Source organism: Empedobacter sp. GD03865 (genome assembly GCF_029840775.1).
In the GTDB taxonomy this organism is placed as follows: domain Bacteria; phylum Bacteroidota; class Bacteroidia; order Flavobacteriales; family Weeksellaceae; genus Empedobacter; species Empedobacter falsenii_B.
This window is the reverse complement of sequence record NZ_JAOCDF010000042.1, coordinates 1-22,493: the sequence shown is the minus strand read 5'-3', so window position 1 is coordinate 22,493 and position 22,493 is coordinate 1. Positions and strand designations below refer to the sequence as shown.

The following is a 22,493-nucleotide window of genomic DNA, read 5'->3' as shown; positions in this document are numbered from 1 at the left end:
TTGTAACAAAAAAAGACCAAGCTTTCACTTAGTCTTTTGTATCTTATAATAATTAACAGCTTAAGAAATTCTTTCAATCAAAGCCATGTAGAATCCATCATAATTAGTTTGAGATGGATAATGCATTTTATCTGAAACCATTTTATAATTTGGATTATTCTTCAAGAATTTTTCTACTTGCTGCTCATTTTCTTGTGGTAAAATAGAACAAGTTGCATAAACCATCATTCCTCCAACTTTAATGATTTTAGAATAATCAGCTAATATTTTTTCTTGTGTTGCTAATATTTCGTCAATAAATTCTGGTCTTAATTTCCATTTTGCATCAGGATTACGTTTCAAAACTCCCATTCCAGAACAAGGTGCATCAATCAATAAGCGATCAGCAGAATTCTCCATACGCTTGATTGTTTTTGCTTCAATCACCTTTGTTTGTACATTCTGAACATTGTTACGTTTTGCACGGCGTTTCAATTCTTTCAATTTCCAATCGTACAAATCCATTGCAATAATTTGCCCTTTGTTTTCCATCAAAGCAGCTAAATGCAATGTTTTTCCTCCGGCACCAGCACAAGCATCTACCACACGCATTCCTGGTTGAACACGTAAATACGGCGCAATCAATTGCGATCCTGCATCTTGAACTTCGAACCAACCATTCTGAAATTCATCTGTACGGAAAATATTTGTTTTCTCTTCTAGCTCTAAAGCATCTTGATATTTCGATAAAACTTTCGTTTTTATTCTACGCTCCTTCAACGCTTTTTGTAATGTTTTACGGTCTGTTTTCAAGGAATTCACACGTAAAACTGTTGGTGCTTGCGAGTTCATTGCATGCACTTCATCTAACCAACGATTTCCCAACGACTTCTCTCCTAACTCGAACATCCAATCTGGATACGATTCTGCAACCGCAATATTTTTAGACGAATTGTGATGTCTTTTCAAGACTTCTTTTGGATAGATTTTTTGAAATTCTTCCCATTTTGGTAACGTTTGCTCTGGATCTAAAGCAAACCAAGTTCCAACAAACTCCCAAATTGTATCAGGAGAAAGCGGACGGCTCATTGCCCCTTCAACCAAACGTTTCCAACGAACTAAATCGTAAACCGTTTCGGCAATAAAAGCACGATCGCGCGCTCCCCATTGCTTATTCGATTTCAATGTTCGCTCAACTTCTTTATCTGCATATTTTCCTTCGAAGAAAATTTGTTGCAATGTGTCGGTAATTCCGACAAATAAATTTTTATATGGTAAAATCTTCATAACTCGGTGCAAATTTACAAAGACTTAAATGATTAGCGTAATTAATTTATAAGATTATACAACTTCAAAAAGATCTTTTATCTTTTGAGGAACCTCAACCACTTTATTTTGCTGATAATCGAAGGTCACAATTCCTGTTTTCGCTTTTGCAATTAATTTATCTTTTGTAGAAATTTTATAGATTACATCAAAACTAACACGCGAAAAATCTTGCACACCAATCTCAATCAACAATTCATCGCCATAAAAAGCTTGATTTTTATACTCAATCGCAACATCACCCATAATCACGCTTACACCTCCAAAATCTAATTCCGAATAGCCATAATGTTGAAAAAACTGAATTCGCGATTCATGTATAATGGACAATACTTTATCGTTTGCCAAATGATTTCCATAATTGAGATCAGTTATGCGTACTGGTATTATTGTTGAAAATAAAAATTTGTCTAAAAAATCTAATTTTATACGAGCCATTTTGTAGATATCTTTGCTCAAAGATAAGAAAGTTGTATAAAAAAAAAAACGGGTTTAAGCTCCTCAGCTTAAACCCAATTGATTTTAAAAAAAACTTACACTAGTAAGTATAAATTTAACATTAAAAAAAATCAATCTTACTCTCTACTACCTATGGTCAAATTTAGAAATAATTAATAAATACCAAAACTTTTTAGAAATTTTTTATTATTCTTTTTTATTTAAAATAAGACTGATATAAAAAACTCTAAATATTTAGATTATTATATAAAAAAATACTCTATTAAATACGACCTATATAAATAAAACATGCTATTTTTTATATTTGTGAAAAATAGTAATTTGCAAGGCCAAACTTTTAACATGAATTTGATTCAATACATTCATCAACATCTTAATTCTATTTCAGAAAAATCAATCAACAATACAGTAAATTGTTTGAATGAAGATAATACCATACCCTTTATTGCAAGATATAGAAAAGAGGTCACAGGAAATCTTGATGAAGTTCAAATTTCTGCTATAAAAAAACTGCAAAATCAATACAATGAAATTGTTTCTCGAAAAGAATTTATTTTAAAAACATTGGAAGAGCAGAATCAATTGAGTAACGAATTACAACAACGTATTCAGAAAAGTTTTGATTTGGTTCAATTAGAAGATTTATATCTTCCTTATAAAAAGAAGAAAAAAACACGTGCAACCATTGCAAAAGAAAAAGGTTTAGAGCCTTTGGCAAAAATCATCATGAAGCAAAATAATATTCCTGATTTGGATGATTTAGCAAAAAAATATCTAAATGAAGATGTGATAAGTATCGAAGATGCTTTTGCAGGTGTGCAAGATATTATTGCAGAATGGATCAATGAAAATGAGTATGTGCGTCATCGATTACGAGATATTTTCAGAAAATCTGCTTTGATTGAAAGTAAATTAGTCAAATCTAAAATAGATGATGAAGATTCGGCTAAATATTCGAATTATTTTGAATACGAAGAACCATTGAAAAAAATTGCTTCTCATCGATTATTGGCTATTTTACGTGGCGAAAATGAAAATTTCTTGAAAGTAAATGTATCAATTGATAAAAAAGAAGCCTTCAAATTTTTGGAGTACACGTTGATCAAATCTATTCAACCAGAAGTTTCTTGGGTTATTGAAGAAGCTATAAAAGATGCGTACAAACGACTTTTGGCTCCTTCAATCTCAAATGAAGTGTTGAAAGAGGCAAAACAAAAAGCAGATGAAACATCGATTAATGTTTTTTCGAAAAACTTAAATCAATTGCTTTTAGCACCACCTTTGGGACAAAAACGAATTTTGGCAATAGATCCTGGTTACAAATCGGGGTGTAAAGTGGTTGTTTTAGATGAACAAGGTGATTTGTTGCACAACGAAAATATTTATCCACATGCGCCACAAAATGAAAAAATACAAGCTATCAAAAAACTAAAATCGCTTGTCAATGCTTATAATGTTGACGCAATTTCGATAGGAAATGGAACGGCTTCTCGCGAGACAGAAAATTTGGTACAGAACATTGCATTTGATCGTCCACTAAAAGTTTTTGTTGTGAATGAAGCTGGTGCTTCGGTTTATTCGGCTTCTAAAATTGCGCGCGACGAATTTCCAGATAAAGATGTTACTGTTCGTGGCGCTGTTTCTATAGGCCGTCGTTTACAAGACCCTTTGGCAGAGTTGGTAAAAATAGAGCCAAAATCGATTGGAGTTGGTCAGTATCAACATGATGTCGATCAAACTTTATTGAAAAATGAGTTGGATGATGTTGTTTCTTTCTGTGTGAACAAAGTTGGTGTAAATCTGAACACGGCAAGCAAACATTTGCTAAATTATGTCGCTGGAATTGGCGAAAAAATGGCTGAAAATATTGTAGAATATCGAAGCGAAAATGGTGCTTTTAATTCGAGAAAAGATTTACTAAAAGTTCCTCGTTTGGGCGAAAAAGCATTCTTGCAAGCTTCTGCTTTTTTACGAATTCCGAATGCAAAAAATCCGTTAGATAATTCTGCTGTTCACCCAGAATCATATGCTCTTGTAGAGAAAATGGCGAAAGATTTGAAAGTTGATTTGAAAGATTTGATTCAGAATAAAGAATTGATTAATCAACTTGATTTGACAAAATATATTACCGAAAAAGTAGGTTTACCAACTTTAGAAGATATTAAAAAAGAACTTGAAAAACCTGGTTTAGATCCGCGTTCTACAGCCAAAGTTTTTAGTTTTGATCAACGATTAAAGAAATTCGAAGATTTGCAATTGGGCATGAAAGTTCCTGGAATTATTAATAATATTACCAATTTTGGCTGTTTTGTAGATATAGGAATCAAAGAAAATGGTTTGATTCATATTTCTAAAATTTCGAATGAATTTATTTCAGATGTAAATTCAAAAGTACATTTGAGTCAACAAATTGAAGTAACCGTAATTGGAATTGATACAGAAAAACGTAAAATTCAATTGTCTTTGATTGATTAAGGAAAATAATTTCAAAATTAAAAGGCAATCTAACGAAAGATTGCCTTTTTGATTTTATTATTTTCTGAGCAGAAATTAATCCTCAAATTTTACTTTATATTGTTTATCAAACTCTTTTTTCTGCGCATCAGTCATTTTACTACGCATATATTTTATTGTAAATCCACCAATCATTTTATCACCTTTATAATACATCCAATCTGATAATTTAGTTGGATCTATCACAATTGTATCATTGTGTTTAACCAATTTTGTGTATTGAGGTACGTTGTCCACAATTCCTTTTAATTGATCGTTGTCCGAATATACATCACGAATCCAAATATGCTCTTTTTGTGTCGCATTCGGAATATCATACATTTGTTTGACAATAAAATTAGTTGTCGTTGTATCTTTCATCGACAACGCCAATTTGAAATCATCAAACGTTTGTTGCGCTTCCTTCCCAATACTATCCAAATCTTTTTGTTCTTGCTTTTGCTTATCCAAACCTTTATAAGCTTCTACTCCAGCATTTTCTTTGTTACCACAAGAAAATAATAAAACCGAAAAAGCTATTGCGAATAATGTATATTTCATAATTGTATTTCTTTGATTGTTGTCCTATAAAGTTACATAAATTTATTCAAAATAAGATAAATTCAACTCTTTTGGTGTTGGCTGAATCCATTTTTGATGACCAAAATAACTCCAAGTTGTATAAGCTAAATTGTAATTTGGATTTGTAAATTGATAATAATCGCTACCATTGACAGAAACTTTTGCATCCACAAAAACTTTGACATCTTTCACACCATTTTTCGCATAATCATATTTTACATAACGTGCAAATTGCCACATCATATCTGGGCTAACCGCCATTTTTGACATTTGTTTAAAGGTTAGATATTTAGTCAAATCTACTTTCTCGCGTTTCAAGAATTTACCTTTTTTCTGTGGATCTGGTTTCGAAACATATACCACAACTTCACCCGCTTTATTACGCAACATCATTCGCCAAGCCATGCGATGACCTTCCTCTGTCCAAAAAACATTTCCGGGAATAAAGTAATGGCGAACAGGTAAATATATTTGCCAAACTACGTAGAAAAACATCAAATAAGAGAACATGACACGACGAGTTGTCAATAAATTATCATCATCTGAACGATCCATCATAAATGATTTTTTAGGAAAAACAACTTCCTGAATCTTAACGGGATCATAAAAGAAAATTAACATTGCCAAAGCAAAGAAAGGAAATATTCCAATCCCGAAAACTGCAGAATTGAAAATATGAAAGGCTACAGCACATTTGAAAGCAATTCCACGCGTTCTGTTCATCAACATTGCAGGAATAATCAATAAATCGAAAAAGAATCCTCCCCAAGCAAAAACTTGTGCAAACTCTAAACTACTTACAACTTTTCCTAATCCAATCAAATTATATTTTGTTGTTAATAAATCGCCATATTCGTGGAATTTCATTTGTAGAAAAACACCGTTAAACCAATCTGGATAAATCTTTGCAAAAGCCGCAAAAACATACACAATCAATAACTGGATAATGAATAATGTTGGTACCCAATTGCGCATGGTTAGACGTTTTATTTTCGGAAAAATCAAACTATCAATCGAAAAGAAATGATGCGCAGGAATTATCGTCATCATCCACGAAACTAGCATAAACAGATAATAATGGTTGTTGTAGCTTGTTTTTTGCATGAAATACGTCAACGACCATAAAATAGAAAATACGATAATTGAAAATCGATAAGCAAATCCAAACACGATAAACCAGCCTAAAATTCCCATGAGCACGTACAAATAAATCATATTTTGTCCCAAGAAAACATTTGTCCACTCGAATCCGATGAACGAAAATGTAATGTGCGGTTCAACAAAATTTGTTTGTACCCAACCTGTAAAAATGGCTCCCCAACATTCTGCAACAATTAATAAACCAAAGATTATTCGGAAAATTACAAGTGGAGAATTATCAACTTTTCGGAATAAATATTCGCTAAACATGATTGATTGTTAATTTTGGCTAATTTAAAAATAACCTTTAGAGTTTAGCTACTTTTAGCGTATATTTATTGTATGAAAACGAGGAAAATTATTTTGTTTGATGGAATTTGCAATTTATGCAATCAATCTGTTCAGTTTGTGATTGAACATGACAATAAAAATCAATTTCAGTTTGCTTCATTACAATCTGATTTTGGACAAAATTTTTTGAAAGAAAATAATTTGGATGCCGCTCAATTTGATTCTATCGTTTTTATTGAAGATGATAAATTTTATACCAAATCATCTGCTGCGCTAAAAATTGCTAAATATTTGGACGGAATAACTTCGTGGTTGACTATTTTTATGATTGTTCCAAAGCCTTTGCGCGATGTGGTTTATAGTTTTATTGCGAAAAATCGTTATCGTTGGTTTGGAAAACAAGAAAGTTGTTGGCTTCCCTCTCCAGAATTGAAAGCGAAGTTTTTAGATTAAGTTTTAAACTTCTTGATTCAAATAGTTTTTAATCTTCTTAAAAAGAATTACCCAAAAATAAAAAGTCAATAAAAGGTTTATTACTACAATTATCAAGAGAACAAAGTTTCCATTTAATATTGTTGAATCTATTTCTCCCATTTGAATTAAAAAAGCGAAAAATAAGCAAACAACAAATAAAATGATAATACTCTATATTTCCTTTTTGAAAGAATGCTAATGAATAAAAATAGTATTGTTATCAATCCTAAACTATAAATTGAAACTTCATCTTCACCTCCAGAAGATTGTAATTGGGAAGTATAATAAAAATCATTTCCTTGCATATAGCCTAATCCATCTGTGTATTTAATAAATAAAAAACAACAAATGACTTGAGCAAGATATAAAACTTCAAGGAATGAAAAATGTACTTTCATTTTATTAACCTCTGTTTAAATTATTTAATCTTCTACAACTATTTTTTCATTAATTTTTACAATAGCTTCATTGATTCCTTTAAAATACTTTTCCTCACTAAAGTTTGGAACAACTACCTCATCAATTAGCTTTTGAGAAAAATCGTCAGAAATTATATTTCGAGCAATATCATTCGTCGAAATTCTAACTTCTCTTGATTTTAAATTAAACACAATTATCATATTTCCCTTTTGAAATCGATCAGAACTATTGTTATTAAGGATTGAAAATGAATAATCTGTTATATTTTCATTTGGAAAATAATCATCTGTAGAAATTATAAATAGCTGAAAACGATTGGTCTTTTGAATTTTCTTTAATTGTTTTTCAAGTTTTGCTAACTCTTCTCTATTAAAGACTTTTTCTAAATCAACAACATTTGAAAAAGGAACCAAAGAATAATTTTCAATAAAAGGAAATTCAGTACAATTTTTAATCAAACTCTTTTGTAGATTGAACTGAAAGATGTTTACATCTGATATTAAAAAGTCTTCTGCTTCAGAATTGAGGTATTTATTAAAATCAAATAAATTTTTAGCTGGTTTTTTCTTTTTAAATGATTTACAAATTTCTTTGCTGATTTGATCATAATCTTGAGCATGAGAAAATGTAATATTTGTGAATAAAAGAACTAATAGAAGTATATTTCTTATCATTACAACGAATTAAAATCTACTGATTTTTATATTTCTCAATGGCAGCTTTTATTTTTTCGCGACGATTTGATGGTGATGGATGTGTACTTTGGAATTCTGGAACTTGACTTCCACCCGAAGCTTCTTCCAAAATATCCATTACACCAATCAATGCTTCTGGATTATATCCTGCCTGAATCATAAATCGAACGCCCAAATCATCAGACTCCAATTCATCATCACGACCATATTTCATATTCACCATATTCGCGACTAGTTGTGCATAATAAGCCGAATTTGCGTCTCCAGCTGCAACACCTGCCGCTCCTGCAATTCCTTGCGAAAGTTCTTGTTTCGACATTTGTTCTGCACTATGACGCGCAATAACGTGACCAACTTCGTGTCCCAAAACTCCAGCCAATTGATCTTCGTTTTGCAAACGCGTCAACAAGGCTTCGGTAATAAAAATTGGTCCACCAGGCAATGCAAAAGCATTTACAGTACGATTATCTGCCAACACATAAAACTGAAATGGATAATTCGTTTTATGCGCATCACTAGTATTGACCACTTTAGCGCCTACTCGTTTTACAAGCTCTTGGTATTGCGCATTACGAGATAGTCCACCAAACTCTTGAGCCATTTGCGGAGCCGAATTAATTCCCATCGCAATTTCGTCATCTTTGGTTAATGAAATATATTGCTTTTCGCCTGTAATTTCATTGACTTCTGAAGAAGAAAAATATTTTATAAGAGAAAAAATAACAATTGCAGCAGCAATTATTAATTTCATCGACGTTCCGCCCTTTTGCATATTAGTGTGTGTTAATTATTTTTTGTGCCTTTTCTTTAAAATCTCCAAAACATCTTTCAATTCAAAACCACGTGCATGTAAAGCCATAAGGTAATAAAAGAAAACATCTGCCGATTCTTCCAAAAAGTTATCATCATTGTCTTGTTCCGAAGCAATAACCATTTCTACAGCTTCTTCTCCCATTTTTTTAGCGATTTGCGAATTGCCTTTTTTATGAACACGTTTCATTTTAGATTTTTTCGCATCCTCTAACTTAGCATCTTCCATCATGATTTCCAATTTCTTTAAGAATGGAAATTTTTTCTCTTTTTTGACTTCAGAAGTATTTTCATTAAGTTCCATAAAATCGTTTGTTTTCATAGATTTTTTTAAACGTAGAATAAATTTAAGAAATTCTACCGAATTATTTATCTCAATTCTATTGCCAATATTACTATTTTTTGAAAAAAAAGAAAGTTTTTATTCACATTTATTTCTAAAAAAAATAATTTTTAATGCATTCATTCGATTAATTTTTAAGATTGTTAATCGCTTTTATTTTAAGATAAAAAAACGTATTTTTACGCGAAAATAAACATAGCGCAAACACAATGAACACAAACGATTTTTCCATTAGACATATTGGAAACAATGCGCAGCAAGCAGCTGAAATGCTTTCTGTAATTGGGAAAGATTCTATTGATTCTTTAATTGAGGCGACGGTTCCTCAGAACATTCGATTGAAAAATGCTTTGGATTTACCAGAAGCTCTATCAGAATTTGAAGCTATTAATCATTTAGCTGAAATCGCTTCAAAAAATAAAAAAGTAAAAAATTATCTTGGATATGGATATTATGGTACAATTTTACCAGCGCCAATTCAACGTAATGTATTAGAAAATGCTGGTTGGTACACAGCTTATACACCATACCAAGCGGAAATTGCGCAAGGACGTTTAGAAGCTTTATTAAATTTCCAAACTGTTATTTCTGATTTAACAGGTTTACCTATCGCAAATGCCTCTTTATTAGACGAAGGTACTGCATGTGGTGAAGCAATGCACATATTATTTGAATCTCGTTCTCGTGATCAAAAGAAAAACAATGTCAATAAATTTTTTGTAGCAGATAATTTATTCCCTCAATCTGTAGCGGTTTTGGAAACGAAAGCACACGGTTTAGGAATTGAATTAGTTGTTGGAAACTTTGAAACAACTGAATTAACAGAAGAATTCTTCGGAGTGATTGTACAATACATCGGAAAAGGAGGACAAATCAATAATTATAAATCATTTGTAGAAAAAGCAAATGCGGTTAACGTAAAAGTTGCTGTTGCAACAGATTTATTAGCTTTAACATTGTTAACACCTCCAGGTGAATGGGGAGCTGATATCGCAATTGGTACTTCTCAACGTTTTGGTGTTCCAATGGGATACGGTGGACCACACGCAGCTTTCTTATCTTGTACAGAAGAATATAAGCGTGTAATTCCAGGACGTATTATTGGAGTTTCTCAAGATCGTTTAGGAAACTATGCATTACGTATGGCTTTACAAATGCGTGAACAACATATCAAACGTGAAAAAGCAACTTCTAACATTTGTACTGCACAAGTATTGTTAGCAGTTATGGCTTCTTTCTACGCGGTTTATCACGGAAAAGATGGTTTACAATATATCGCTGATCAAATCCATACTAAAGCAGCTGTTTTACACGGAGGTTTAGAGCATTTAGGATTTAAATTAGTGAATACAAATTTCTTCGATACAATTCAAATTGAGGTTGAAAACTCTGACGAAATTGTGAAGATTTTTGCAGAAGAAGAAATTAATGTAAATGGATTCGAAAACGGAAAAATTTCAATCACAATTGATGAAATGACTTCTGAAGAAGATATTTTTGAAATTTTAAGTGTTTTTGCAACAATTAAAAACACAGAAGACGGTTTCGAATTTGAAGTAGATGATTCTTATTTACCTCAAGATTTAATCAGAACTTCTGATTTCTTAACACACGAAAACTTCAATTTATATCATACAGAAACAGAATTAATGCGTTACATCAAACGTTTAGAACGTAAAGATTTAGCGCTTAACCAATCGATGATTGCATTAGGTTCTTGTACAATGAAATTGAATGCTGCAACAGAATTATTGCATATGTCTTGGGAAAGAATGGGGAATGTACACCCTTTCACTCCAAAAGATCAAGTAGAAGGTTACCAAACATTAATCAAAAACTTAGAAGATTATTTAGCTGTAATTACAGGTTTTGATGCAACTTCTTTACAACCAAATTCTGGTGCACAAGGAGAATATGCAGGTTTAATGGTTATTCGTTCTTACTTTGAGGCAAAAGGAGAAGGACACAGAAATGTAGCGTTGATTCCACAATCTGCTCACGGAACTAACCCTGCTTCTGCTGCAATGGCTGGAATGCAAGTTGTTGTTGTGAAAAACTTAGAATCTGGTGAAACAGATTTAGTTGATTTGAAAGAAAAATGTGAAAAACACAAAGATAACTTAGCTGCATTGATGATTACTTATCCATCAACTTATGGCGCTTTTGATAGCAATATCGAAGAAGTTACTGAAATGATTCACGCATACGGAGGTCAAGTTTATATGGACGGTGCAAACATGAATGCGCAAGTTGGATTAACTTCTCCAGGAAATATTGGTGCAGACGTTTGTCACTTAAACTTACACAAAACATTCGCTATTCCTCACGGAGGTGGAGGACCTGGTGTAGGACCAATTTGTGTAAAAGCACATTTAGCTCCTTTCTTAGGATCTTCTCCATTAATCGAAACTGGAGGAAAAGAAGCGACAAATACATTTGCTGCAGCTCCTTATGGTTCTGCATTCATTTTACCTATTTCTTACTCTTACATTTTAATGTTAGGTGCAGAAGGTTTATTGAAAGCGACACAAGGTGCAATCTTGAATGCTAATTACATGAAAACTCGTTTAGAGAAACATTTTGATATCTTATATACAAATGGAAACAATGTAGTTGCGCACGAATTTATCTTAGATTGTCGTCCATTCAAAAAAGCAGGAATTGAAGTAACTGATATTGCAAAACGTTTGATTGATTACGGATTCCACGCACCAACAGTATCTTTCCCAGTTGCTGGAACATTGATGGTTGAGCCAACAGAATCTGAGAATAAAGCAGAATTAGATCGTTTTTGTGATGCATTAATTTCCATTCGTCAAGAAATCGACGAAGTTGCAAACGGAGATTATCCAGTTGACAACAATGTATTACACAACGCGCCTCACCCAATTCACTTGATTACAGCAGACGAGTGGGAATATCCTTACTCTCGTTCTAAAGCTGCATATCCAGCAGAATGGGTTCGCGAACGTAAATTCTTTGCATCTGTTTCTCGTATTGATGATGCTTACGGAGATCGTAACTTAATCTGTACGTGTGCTCCTATCGAAGCCTATATGGATTAATTATTCTAGAAAGAATATATTTTTAAATACAAATCGCTCTGAGAAATCGGAGCGATTTTTTTTATTGAAATAATTTAAATGTTTAAAATGTTTGTATTTCTTAATTTTTTTTTTAAATTCATTCTAACTAAACTTTTAATATTAAAACATTTATGAAAAATTATGCTGCCGAGTTTTTCGGTACTTTTTGGTTAGTTTTCGGAGGTTGTGGTAGTGCAATCTTTGCAGCTGGTATTCCCGAATTAGGAATTGGTTACGCTGGTGTTGCATTAGCATTTGGTCTTACTGTATTAACAATGGCTTATGCAGTTGGTCATATTTCTGGAGGACATTTCAACCCTGCTGTCTCTTTCGGATTATTTGCTGGAGGACGATTTGATGGAAAACAACTTATTCCTTATATTATTTCACAAGTACTCGGAGCAATTGCTGCAGCTGGTGTATTATACTTAATCTCATCTGGAAACTCAGATTTTGCAATTGACAATACCAAAGCTGGTGCATTCGCTTCCAATGGATATGGAGCCTTTTCTCCACATGGTTATAGCATGTTATCTGCTTTTCTAATTGAATTTGTCTTAACAGCCTTCTTCTTAATTGTTATTTTAGGTGCAACAGACAAATTTGCAAACGGAAAATTTGCTGGAATCGCAATTGGATTGGCCTTAACGTTAATTCACTTAATTTCTATTCCAATCACTAACACTTCTGTAAATCCTGCTCGCTCTACATCACAAGCTATTTTTGTAGGCGGCGAACCTTTAACACAATTATGGTTATTCTGGGTTGCTCCTATTGCAGGTGCAATTGTAGGTGGATTAATTTATAAAATGCTTTTACAAAAAGAAGAAAATTTAGCGTAAAACTTGAAAAGCTACGAATGGAGTTTTTTTTATTTTTCTTTATCATCTAAAAACTCATCGGTAAAATGCTGTGTTTTCTTATCTACCGAAAATTTCGTTTGATTGTAATCTGCTGATTTATTCTTCGGAATCGAAAGTGAGTTCCAATCATTGTCTTTTATTAATTTTCCTATAAAAACAATTTGACCAACATGATAAGGATAATGCGCCAATTGACGATTTATGGCTTCTATTACCGTGTGTCCTTCATTTCGGATATAGATGATTTGTTGTAAATCTTCATCCGTTTTGATTTGTGCTAAAGCATCAAACAAACACTTCCAACCTTTCTCCCATTTATCTAAAAATTGTTGTTTCGTTTTGATTGTATCTTCAAATTCTTCATCACGATTTCGCCACTCTTTTTCACCATCTGTTGTCAAAAAATCAGTCCAACGCGACAACATATTTCCTGAAAGATGATTCACGATAATCGCAATGCTATTTGAGTTTTCATTGTATTGCCAAAACAATTCTTCATCCGTTAATTGTGAAAATGTTTTTTCACCCAAATGTTTATAATACTGGAATTGTTTGATAATCCCGTTTACTAAATTATTTTCCATATTCTGTTAATTAGTTCCTTGCAAATTTTTGTGATTATGCTTGCGTTTATAATGCGTTTCCTTAAATTGATTTTTATCCGTTGTCACTATTGAGATATTTCCATCAATCTCCATCATCGCCAATTTCACATCTTTAATATGTTCTACACCATGTTCGCGCATTGCTTCGTTCAATTCTTCCGAATTAATTCCCAATTTGCTCAACATCGTAAAATCAGCTTTTCCATTACGAATTAAAATTTCAGATTTTTGTTCAATTAAGTTTCCTAAAAATTTATTTTTCAACATTATTCTTTTGACAATAAAATTTAAAAGAAACAATACAAAAGCTGCTATCAATCCTCCTTGCAAACTCGAATCTGAACCAACCATTGCATTTTGTACAGCGTTACTAATTAATAAAATTAAGATTACATCGGCCGTATTTAATTGGGATAATTGCTGTTTACCAAAAATTCTAAGTGCAATTAACATAAAAAAATACACCGAAATACAGCGCAAAACAATTTCTAAATAACCTTCCATACATTTATTTTAAGTAAATAAAAGGTACTAAAAAATCCGTTCTGAAATTGGAACGGATTTAAAAATTTATTTTGATTTTCTAAGAATATAAATTCTGGAAACTCTTAAAATTAAATAGATAATTGCGAGATAAAACTTTTTCTCATAAAACAATTCAAGACCTCTTATTGGGAAAAATTTTTCTGATAAAAACGCTAACAATAAAATTACAATAACCGCAATACTAACAATATTAATTGCTTTATCCATTAGTTGTTATATTTTGGTTGAATATTTTTCTTCATCATTTCGTATAAAGAATGTCCAATTCCTTGTGTAATCTCTGACAGATTTTCGAAATTAATCACCGAAACTTCATCGTTTTTTTGATGATAATGATGTTGATTCTCCATGTTTACAGAAGAAAGCGCATGCGATACCACTTTATGATTCACAAAATTTACATTATCCGAACGATAAAATAATTGTTGCTGCAAATAAGGGTCGTTTTCAACTTTGAATGTTTTAGTAGAATTATTATTCATCAAATTCATCAAATCCGAACGATCGCTACCTGTCATATACACTTTTCCTTCACCAAAAGCAGAAACAGTTCCAATCATTTCAAGATTCAACATCACTTTCATATTTGGTAAATATGATTGAAAATCTGTATTTTCTACCAACATTTTAGAACCAATTAATCCAATTTCTTCAGCATCAAAAGCCATAAACATCATGGTTTGCTTAACTTTTTTATTTTTGAAATAATCAGACAAAGCCATTACAGCCGAAGTTCCACTCGCATTATCATCCGCTCCATTATAAATTTTATCCTCACCTTTGTCATCTGTTCCAACATGATCAAAATGCGCACCAACAGCATAAATATCAGACGATTTCCCTTCTTTGATTCCACAAACATTTTGTCCCGTTTTCCCTTTATATTCAAATTCGATTAAATATGAATCACCAACACAAGGTTTTAATTTATTTTGTTTGAATTTTTCAGCAATCAATTCAGCAGCCAATCGATTTTCGGGTGTTCCAAATTTTCGACCTTGCATAGCATCAGAAGCTAATTCTTCGACATATTTCTTTTGATTTTCTTTAGAATATTGCGCGTTTGCTTGATTGAATGCAAGCAGTCCAATCGCAAGTAAAGTATATTTTTTCATTTTTTGTGTAAACTTAATTTGACGGAAGATACGAAAAATTAACTTTTCTTCTCAAACATCTAATTATAAACACATGGAAAGATATTTTCTTTTACCAATTCTGTTTTTTCATTTACCTTTTTAAAATACCAAGAAGTAGTATGAGGTCCAGTTGAGATTATATTTGATTTGAAATCATTTAAATTAATCCTGAATCCTAACTTCTTAAAAATCGAATCATTTTCTTTATTTAATCTTATGAAAATAAGGTTATTATTAATCATAGTTGCATAATAATTAGTCTTTATTCCATAAAGTTTGTATCTAGAAATACTTGATAATTGTAAATAATCTTTTTTATAATTTAAATACCAAACATAGCCTTTATTAATACAATAATCATTAAGATTTATATTCGTAATTATTTCTTTTAAATTTTCATCATTTAAAACCACTAATTCAGCAGAAAAATTTTCTTTTATTTCTTGAGCAAAAAGCAAATTAGAAAATAACAACAAAAGTATTATAGTTTTGATACTATTCATATTAACTTTTCTTCTCAAACATCAATTCTTTTACTTTTTCTTTGTCTTCTTTTTCATTCTTTAGGTCGAACATTGTTCCGAAAATACGATCCCAAAACGTATTGGAAACGCCAAAACCTAATTCTTCGTCTTTATAATGATGCAAATGATGATTGCGCCAAAGAGGTTTCATAAACTTGAAAGGCGGCGCAACAGCATGAATCAAATAATGCATAGACGCATACAATAAATAACCAATCATAAAACCAGGAAAGAAAGCAAAGGTGTATTTCCCTAAAATTAAATATTGAATCAAAAAAATAATTGACGCCAAAAGAATACTTGGAACTGGAGGCATAAACAAACGTTGTTTATCGCGTGGATAATGATGATGATTTCCGTGAAAAATGTAAACAATTCGTTTTAGACTTGGTTGTTCGGCTGTCCAATGAAAAAGATAACGATGCGCAAAATATTCGAACAAGGTCCAAAATAACATCGCTCCAAAAAAAATTGAAATAACTGTTATTGTAGATAAATCGTAGCTAGAAATTCCATAATAAATACAATAGGAAAGTAGAGGAATGTACATTCCCCAAATAACTGCGGGATGACCTTTTGTCAACATTTCGAGGTATTTGTTTTCGAAGATTTGCGCTTGACCTTTATTATGTATTTTCTCCAATTTCATGATTACAAAATTTAATTTACTTAAAAATAAGGTTTTAACATATTTTAAACAAACAATCTCTAAAAATTAATTGTTAAAAAAAATCCGAAAATCAAAGTTTGATTTTCGGATTATATGATAAATAAGAAAATTCTTATCTGTTTTCAATTTCAACGTAATCACGTAATGGTGCTCCTGTGTATAATTGACGAGGGCGACCAATTGGTTGATTTGTTTCGCGCATTTCCATCCATTGTGCAATCCATCCTGGTAAACGTCCAACAGCAAACATAACTGTAAACATTTCAGTTGGGATATCTAACGCTTTGTAAATAATTCCTGAATAGAAATCTACGTTTGGATATAAGTTTCTTGATTTGAAATACTCGTCTTCTAAAGCAGCTTGCTCTAATTTTTTCGCAATATCTAAAATAGGGTCATTGATTCCTAATTTCTCTAAAACGTTATCCGCAGCTACTTTGATGATTTTCGCACGAGGGTCAAAGTTTTTATAAACACGGTGTCCGAATCCCATTAAACGGAATGGATCGTTTTTATCTTTTGCTTTAGCTAAGTATTTTTCAACATCTCCACCATCATTTTTGATCGCTTCTAACATTTCTAATACTGCTTGGTTAGCACCTCCGTGTAATGGTCCCCATAATGCAGAAATACCTCCAGAGATAGAAGCAAATAAACCTGCATGAGAAGAACCTACTAAACGTACACTTGATGTAGAACAGTTTTGCTCATGATCTGCGTGTAAGATTAATAATTTGTCAATTGCATCAATAATAACTGGATCTAAGTCTAATTCTTGACCTGGTTTTTTGAATAATAATTGATAAAAGTTTTCTACATAAGATAATTTATCGTTAGAGTAGTTAACTGGTAATCCTTTAATTTTTCTTTGTGTCCAAGACGCTAATACTGGGAATTTACCTAATAAAGTAACTGCCGCTTTGTACATATCATCTGGAGAAGTAACATCAACTACTTTTGGGTTGAATGCTGATAAAGCAGCCGTTAAAGATGTTAATACTCCCATTGGGTGAGCAGAACTTGGGAATGCATCTAAGATTTTGATTAAATCTTCTGACACAAAGTTATACTCATTTATATCAGCGATAAATTTATCTAATTCAGCTTGTGTAGGTAATTCTCCTTTGATTAACAAATACATTACTTCTACGAAAGAAGATTTCTCTGCTAATTGTTCAATAGGATATCCACGGTACATCAACTTACCTTCTTCTCCATCTAAAAATGTAATTTTAGATTCGCATGCCCCTGTATTTTTGTAACCTGGATCCATTGTGATTAATCCAGTCGCACTTCTTAACTTGGAAATATCAATAGATTTTTCATCCATTGTACCAGTTGTAACAGGCAGCTCCAACTCATTTCCGTTGTAATTTAATATTACCTTATCTGACATTTTATAGTTTATATTATTTATTGCGTAATTTACACTTTTTTTATTAATTTGAGACTGATAAATATCAGTCTCAAATTATTTTATCGCTTAATTTTAAAAGCCTTAAGCCCTGGAAAAATTGCAGTTTCTCCAAGAATCTCTTCAATACGTAATAGTTGGTTGTATTTCGCCATACGATCAGAGCGAGAAGCAGAACCAGTTTTGATTTGTCCTGTGTTCAAAGCAACAGCTAAATCTGCAATTGTAGCATCTTCTGTTTCTCCAGAACGATGAGACATAACTGCTGTATAACGTGCATTTTGTGCCATTTGTACTGCTTTGATCGTTTCTGTTAACGTACCAATTTGATTGAATTTTACTAAGATAGAATTTGCTGTTTCAGCATCAATTGCTTTTTCTAATTTAGTTACATTCGTTACCAATAAATCGTCACCAACAATTTGAACACGTTTACCGATTTTATCTGTTAAGATTTTCCAACCTTCCCAATCGTTTTCATCCATACCATCTTCGATAGAAATAATTGGATATTTCTCTGTCAATTCTGCTAAATAAGCTGCTTGCTCTGCAGAAGTACGAATAGCTCCTTTCTCTCCTTCGAATTTTGTATAGTCATATTTTCCATCGTGATAGAATTCTGATGATGCACAATCTAATGCAATCATTATTTCTTCACCTGCTTTGTAACCTGCTTTTTCTATTGCGGAAATTACAGTATCTAAAGCATCTTCTGTACCATCAAAAGTTGGTGCAAAACCACCTTCGTCACCTACTGCTGTAGATAAACCACGGTCGTGTAAAATTTTCTTTAATGCATGAAAAACTTCTGTTCCTTTACGTAACGCATCAGAAAAAGATTCTGCCTGAACAGGCATAATCATGAATTCTTGGAACGCAATAGGCGCATCAGAGTGAGAACCTCCATTTACGATATTCATCATTGGAACTGGTAATGTGTTTGCATTAACCCCTCCTATGTATCTGAACAATGGTAAACCTAATTCTTCTGCTGCAGCTTTTGCAACCGCCAAAGAAACACCCAAAATTGCATTAGCACCCAATTTAGCTTTGTTTTCAGTTCCATCTAAATCAATCATTACTTGATCGATTAAATTTTGTTCGAAAACAGAAAAACCAATTAATTCTGGAGCAATCACTTCATTTACATTCTCGATAGCTTTCAAAACTCCTTTACCTAAGTACAAGTCTCCACCATCACGTAATTCTACTGCTTCATATTCTCCTGTAGATGCTCCTGATGGAACAGCTGCACGACCTAAAACACCTGATTCTGTATACACGTCTACTTCTACAGTTGGGTTACCACGAGAATCTAAAATTTGTCTTGCATGGATATGCGAAATAATGCTCATTATTAATATTTTTTAATTGATAAAATTTTGATTTACCAAAAATAATGGATTTGAGTAATCTTTACAACGAAATTATCTTTTTTTAAAAATAATTTAATTCAAAAACAATTCGAAAAATTTATGCATGCATAATAAAGAAGTATAATTTCGATGCCTGCAAAGATTATTATTTTTTGAGTGAATTAAAAAAACTTTAGATAAAAAATTTAATTCGTTATTGTAAGCGTTCCATTTGCATTTACATACACTTGGTATGTTCTTGGCGCTCTATTCGCTACTTTTGTAGGTTGTCCTGTCAATAAAATCCATTCAGAATTATCTGCATCACACACAATACTGATGTCATTCTTTACATACAGAGTGGTTTCTGCACCAGGACAAATATGCGGTGCATTACGATCGTAAGCTTTGAAACCAGAAGCTGTACGTACCACAATCAAACCTCTAGAACCTGCTGTTGCTCCATCAACATATACCCATCCTCCTGGATTATTTAGATTAGAATATAATGGTAAATTGATATTGATTGATACATTCACAATTGTATTTGGCACACAACTTACTGTACCATCATCTGAATTGCAGCCTTGAAATAAGCCAGCAAAAACACTAACCAAAATAACCTTATTTAGAATCGTTTTAATAAATTGTTTCATTTTTAATTTGCTGTATTTTTTTTATTATCTTTGTAGTACAATAACTAAATAGTCCTGCGCATAGTATTACATATGTGTAGGATTATTTATTTTATAAGACCTATTTAATAAAAAATTAATTAAACATTGTTGTTATGGCAAATATACAATATGTAACGAAAGAAGGATTAGAAAAGTTGCGTGAAGAGCTTCATCAGTTAGAAACTTTTGAGCGTCCAAAAATTTCGCAACAAATTGCTGATGCGCGTGATAAAGGAGATTTATCTGAAAATGCAGAATACGATGCTGCAAAAGAGGCTCAAGGAATGTTAGAGATGCAAATTGCTAAATTGAAAGAAGTTGTAGCATATGCACGCGTAATTGATGAATCTAAATTAGACCATTCTAAAGTATCAATATTATCAAAAGTTAAAATAAAAAATACAGCGAACGGACAAGAATTAGTGTACACTTTGGTACCTGAATCTGAAGCTGATTTAGCTAAAATGCGTATCTCTGTGAATACTCCAATCGCAAAAGGATTGTTAGGAAAATCACTTGGAGAAGTTGCAGAAATTAAATTACCTAACGGAATGACTTTAAATTTTGAAATTTTAGAAATATCTTTGGACTAAGATTTCAAAAATTAAAAAACATATGGCAAGCATTTTCACTAAAATTATAAACGGAGAAATACCATCATACAAAATTGCCGAAAACGATAAGTACATCGCTATTTTGGACGCTTTTCCTTTGGTAGAAGGTCATGTATTGGTTATCCCGAAAAAAGAAGTCGATAAAATCTTCGATTTAGACAAAGAAACCTATTTAGGTTTAATGGACTTTTCTTATGAAATTGCACAAGCTATAGAAAAAGCAATACCTTGTTTACGCGTTGGCGTAGCTGTTGTTGGTTTAGAGGTACCACATGTACATGTGCATTTGGTTCCTCTCAATACAATGCAAGATATCAATTTCTCAAATCCAAAACTTCAATTATCTGCCCAGAAAATGATCGAAATTGCAGATAATATCAAATCATATTTATAATCGATGAACAAATACATTAAATTAGTAATCGCCGCTGTATTAATCGCTTTAGCAATCTTTTTGTTTACCATTCGCGAATACGGTTGGGGATTTGTTTCGTTATTAGTCGCTGTATTTCCAATTTTATTCTATTTCAGAAACGAAAACATCTTGTTAGCTTTCTGGTTTTTACGTAAAGAGGATATGGCAAAAGCGAAAAAATGGTTACAAAAGATCAAAAATCCATCATCAGAATTAATTCCTAAACAAATGGGATATTACCACTATATGATGGGAATTACTGAAGCGCAGGACAATGTTTCGGTTTCAGAAAAATATATGAAAGAAGCCTTAAACTACGGTTTATCATTTGATCATGACAGAGCAATGGCTAATTTATCTTTGGCTGGAGCTGCAATGTCAAAAGGTAAAAAGAAAGAAGCGGAAGGTTATATTAAAGAAGCGAAGAAAAACGATTCGAAAGGAATGTTTACTGATCAAATCAAAATGATGAACGATCAAATGAAACGTTTCAACGTAAGTAATTCGCAATTACAAAACCCACATATGCGTCACAAAGGACGTAAATTCTAAATGGATATATCAAAATTTACAGAAGAATCATCATCAAACACCAACAAGTGGAAACTGATTGAAGAATTTTTTCAACAAAATTTCACAGACGGTGAAAGACCAGATTTAGATACGATTCTTTTTTTGATCGGTGTTCAAGAATTAGGACAAGGAAAAAAACGATTCAAAAAAGATGATAAACTCAATTTATTACACATTGCAGTTTGTCGCGTGTTAGAACCTTTTGGTTTTTATCGTTTCGAAGGATTAGATCCAGATGGTTGGCCACATTTTGAGTTATTGGAAGATTTACCACCACTTAAAACAAATGAGCAAACCTTGTTAATGAAATACGCCGTTATACAGTATTTTGATGATCAAAAAATAATAAACTTCGAGTCTTAAGATTCGAAGTTTTCTTTTTTATACAAATCAACTACCACTTTATCTGCGTCTAGCGTAAATTTCTCTGCATTCAATTCTTCTTTGGATAACCACAACAATTCGTTGATATCCGCATCCAAAACTTTCAACTTAGCCAATGCTTTCTCTGTAATTGTCGCTTTATAATAAATCAACAAAACCTGTTCTGTCGGATCAAAAGCATTCAGCACAAAAAAATCTTGGGTATAAAAATGTTCATGAACTTCCACTTTCAAATTCAATTCCTCTTTTATCTCTCTTCTTATACAATCTTTCGTTCCTTCACCAAACTCCAATCCACCTCCAGGAAACTTATAAATTAACTCTCCCTGAAACGGCTCGTGAATCACCAATACCTTTCCCTTGTGCTCCAATAACGCATATACACGCACATTAAATGGTTTCATATCCTATTTACTTTAAAACCTAAATATATAAAAAATCTTCATTCAAATGTGTATTATTTGGGCGTTCCCTTCGGTCGGGCTATCCGTTCCAATCTTTTGTAGAAGAAAATAGAGAAGTTTTATAGATAATTCAATTTCTACAAAAGGATTTCCACTGCTATCCCTAACGCGAGTTTAGCGGTAAGCGGTAAGCGGTAAGCGGTAAGCGGTAAGCG

Annotated in this window: 26 protein-coding genes; 8 read left to right on the top strand and 18 right to left on the bottom strand. The window is 32.2% G+C overall.

The features are described 5' to 3' along the window. Window positions 1-60 precede the first annotated feature (60 nt). Both N5D46_RS13465 and N5D46_RS13460 read right to left on the bottom strand, forming a co-directional pair. The gene (locus N5D46_RS13465) at window positions 61-1,266 is read right to left on the bottom strand and encodes a methyltransferase domain-containing protein (protein ID WP_038333863.1); all 1,206 of its coding nucleotides are present in this window, start codon (window positions 1,264-1,266) and stop codon (window positions 61-63) included. 54 nt (window positions 1,267-1,320) lie between these two features. After that, entirely contained in the window at window positions 1,321-1,743 is a 423-nt protein-coding gene (locus N5D46_RS13460; RefSeq protein WP_038333857.1) for a thioesterase family protein, read from the bottom strand. Between the two features lie 363 nt (window positions 1,744-2,106). Here N5D46_RS13460 and N5D46_RS13455 point away from each other — a divergent pair, with 363 nt between their 5' ends. Further along, on the top strand, window positions 2,107-4,239 hold the full coding sequence (locus N5D46_RS13455) for a Tex family protein (RefSeq protein ID WP_280050293.1): 2,133 nt from the start codon (window positions 2,107-2,109) through the stop codon (window positions 4,237-4,239). A gap of 75 nt (window positions 4,240-4,314) precedes the next feature. Here the strand turns inward: N5D46_RS13455 and N5D46_RS13450 are convergent, their stop codons facing one another. Together N5D46_RS13450 and N5D46_RS13445 are read right to left on the bottom strand one after the other, a co-directional pair. Continuing rightward, a complete protein-coding gene (locus N5D46_RS13450) occupies window positions 4,315-4,818 on the bottom strand; it encodes a DUF2314 domain-containing protein (protein WP_219034560.1) in 504 nt (167 codons plus the stop codon). Window positions 4,819-4,860: 42 nt separating this feature from the next. Next, entirely contained in the window at window positions 4,861-6,249 is a 1,389-nt protein-coding gene (locus N5D46_RS13445) for an HTTM domain-containing protein (RefSeq protein WP_114999246.1), read from the bottom strand. A 72-nt stretch (window positions 6,250-6,321) separates the two neighbouring features. Here N5D46_RS13445 and N5D46_RS13440 point away from each other — a divergent pair, with 72 nt between their 5' ends. Continuing rightward, window positions 6,322-6,723 (top strand): thiol-disulfide oxidoreductase DCC family protein, encoded by a 402-nt coding sequence (locus tag N5D46_RS13440; protein ID WP_038333840.1) that lies wholly within the window; start codon window positions 6,322-6,324, stop codon window positions 6,721-6,723. A gap of 146 nt (window positions 6,724-6,869) precedes the next feature. Here the strand turns inward: N5D46_RS13440 and N5D46_RS13435 are convergent, their stop codons facing one another. Genes N5D46_RS13435 through hisE form a run of 4 tightly spaced genes read right to left on the bottom strand, consistent with a single transcriptional unit; the run spans window position 6,870 to window position 8,991 of the window. Then, the gene (locus N5D46_RS13435) at window positions 6,870-7,142 is read right to left on the bottom strand and encodes a hypothetical protein (RefSeq protein WP_038333836.1); all 273 of its coding nucleotides are present in this window, start codon (window positions 7,140-7,142) and stop codon (window positions 6,870-6,872) included. Window positions 7,143-7,166: 24 nt separating this feature from the next. Next, window positions 7,167-7,838, bottom strand: a complete 672-nt coding sequence (locus tag N5D46_RS13430) for a TPM domain-containing protein (RefSeq protein WP_038333832.1) — start codon at window positions 7,836-7,838, stop codon at window positions 7,167-7,169. Between the two features lie 16 nt (window positions 7,839-7,854). Then, window positions 7,855-8,631 carry a M48 family metalloprotease gene (locus N5D46_RS13425; protein WP_280050289.1) on the bottom strand — a complete coding sequence of 259 codons (777 nt, stop codon included), beginning with the start codon at window positions 8,629-8,631 and terminating at the stop codon, window positions 7,855-7,857. Window positions 8,632-8,646: 15 nt separating this feature from the next. Beyond that, entirely contained in the window at window positions 8,647-8,991 is a 345-nt protein-coding gene (hisE, locus tag N5D46_RS13420; RefSeq protein WP_280050288.1) for a phosphoribosyl-ATP diphosphatase, read from the bottom strand. 230 nt (window positions 8,992-9,221) lie between these two features. Between hisE and gcvP the strand changes: the two genes are divergently transcribed. After that, entirely contained in the window at window positions 9,222-12,077 is a 2,856-nt protein-coding gene (gene gcvP, locus N5D46_RS13415; protein WP_280050286.1) for an aminomethyl-transferring glycine dehydrogenase, read from the top strand. Window positions 12,078-12,229: 152 nt separating this feature from the next. Further along, complete coding sequence (gene aqpZ, locus N5D46_RS13410; RefSeq protein WP_280050284.1) at window positions 12,230-12,940, top strand: aquaporin Z; 711 nt, start codon at window positions 12,230-12,232, stop codon at window positions 12,938-12,940. 29 nt (window positions 12,941-12,969) lie between these two features. Here the strand turns inward: aqpZ and N5D46_RS13405 are convergent, their stop codons facing one another. The 9 genes from N5D46_RS13405 to N5D46_RS13365 all read right to left on the bottom strand — a co-directional run bounded on the left by N5D46_RS13405 (window position 12,970) and on the right by N5D46_RS13365 (window position 19,867). Beyond that, on the bottom strand, window positions 12,970-13,545 hold the full coding sequence (locus N5D46_RS13405) for a DUF1572 family protein (protein ID WP_280050282.1): 576 nt from the start codon (window positions 13,543-13,545) through the stop codon (window positions 12,970-12,972). Window positions 13,546-13,551: 6 nt separating this feature from the next. After that, a complete protein-coding gene (locus N5D46_RS13400) occupies window positions 13,552-14,070 on the bottom strand; it encodes a YetF domain-containing protein (protein ID WP_280050280.1) in 519 nt (172 codons plus the stop codon). A 66-nt stretch (window positions 14,071-14,136) separates the two neighbouring features. Beyond that, window positions 14,137-14,319: a hypothetical protein gene (locus N5D46_RS13395; protein ID WP_125350646.1), complete on the bottom strand. Its 183-nt coding sequence runs from the start codon at window positions 14,317-14,319 to the stop codon at window positions 14,137-14,139. Next, window positions 14,319-15,227 (bottom strand): M28 family peptidase, encoded by a 909-nt coding sequence (locus N5D46_RS13390; RefSeq protein ID WP_125350645.1) that lies wholly within the window; start codon window positions 15,225-15,227, stop codon window positions 14,319-14,321. The genes N5D46_RS13395 and N5D46_RS13390 overlap by 1 nt, the downstream gene beginning before the upstream one ends. A gap of 59 nt (window positions 15,228-15,286) precedes the next feature. Then, window positions 15,287-15,751, bottom strand: a complete 465-nt coding sequence (locus N5D46_RS13385) for a hypothetical protein (protein WP_280050277.1) — start codon at window positions 15,749-15,751, stop codon at window positions 15,287-15,289. A 1-nt stretch (window position 15,752) separates the two neighbouring features. Then, a complete protein-coding gene (locus N5D46_RS13380; RefSeq protein ID WP_280050275.1) occupies window positions 15,753-16,421 on the bottom strand; it encodes a sterol desaturase family protein in 669 nt (222 codons plus the stop codon). 133 nt (window positions 16,422-16,554) lie between these two features. Next, the gene (locus N5D46_RS13375) at window positions 16,555-17,838 is read right to left on the bottom strand and encodes a citrate synthase (RefSeq protein WP_280050273.1); all 1,284 of its coding nucleotides are present in this window, start codon (window positions 17,836-17,838) and stop codon (window positions 16,555-16,557) included. A gap of 80 nt (window positions 17,839-17,918) precedes the next feature. After that, window positions 17,919-19,211 carry a phosphopyruvate hydratase gene (gene eno, locus N5D46_RS13370; RefSeq protein ID WP_280037514.1) on the bottom strand — a complete coding sequence of 431 codons (1,293 nt, stop codon included), beginning with the start codon at window positions 19,209-19,211 and terminating at the stop codon, window positions 17,919-17,921. 206 nt (window positions 19,212-19,417) lie between these two features. Next, a complete protein-coding gene (locus N5D46_RS13365) occupies window positions 19,418-19,867 on the bottom strand; it encodes a hypothetical protein (RefSeq protein ID WP_280050271.1) in 450 nt (149 codons plus the stop codon). Between the two features lie 134 nt (window positions 19,868-20,001). Here N5D46_RS13365 and greA point away from each other — a divergent pair, with 134 nt between their 5' ends. The 4 genes from greA to N5D46_RS13345 are packed head-to-tail and all read left to right on the top strand — an operon-like array spanning window position 20,002 to window position 21,853. Continuing rightward, window positions 20,002-20,481 (top strand): transcription elongation factor GreA, encoded by a 480-nt coding sequence (greA, locus tag N5D46_RS13360; protein WP_219035369.1) that lies wholly within the window; start codon window positions 20,002-20,004, stop codon window positions 20,479-20,481. Between the two features lie 22 nt (window positions 20,482-20,503). After that, window positions 20,504-20,896, top strand: coding sequence for an HIT domain-containing protein (locus N5D46_RS13355; RefSeq protein WP_280050269.1), 393 nt, complete (start codon window positions 20,504-20,506; stop codon window positions 20,894-20,896). Window positions 20,897-20,899: 3 nt separating this feature from the next. Next, window positions 20,900-21,469: a DUF2892 domain-containing protein gene (locus N5D46_RS13350; RefSeq protein ID WP_280050267.1), complete on the top strand. Its 570-nt coding sequence runs from the start codon at window positions 20,900-20,902 to the stop codon at window positions 21,467-21,469. After that, window positions 21,470-21,853, top strand: coding sequence for a hypothetical protein (locus tag N5D46_RS13345; RefSeq protein WP_280050265.1), 384 nt, complete (start codon window positions 21,470-21,472; stop codon window positions 21,851-21,853). It begins immediately after the preceding gene. On the opposite strand, the gene N5D46_RS13340 is transcribed toward N5D46_RS13345, so the two are convergent. Then, window positions 21,850-22,278: an NUDIX domain-containing protein gene (locus tag N5D46_RS13340; RefSeq protein WP_280050263.1), complete on the bottom strand. Its 429-nt coding sequence runs from the start codon at window positions 22,276-22,278 to the stop codon at window positions 21,850-21,852. The genes N5D46_RS13345 and N5D46_RS13340 overlap by 4 nt on opposite strands. Window positions 22,279-22,493 lie beyond the last annotated feature (215 nt).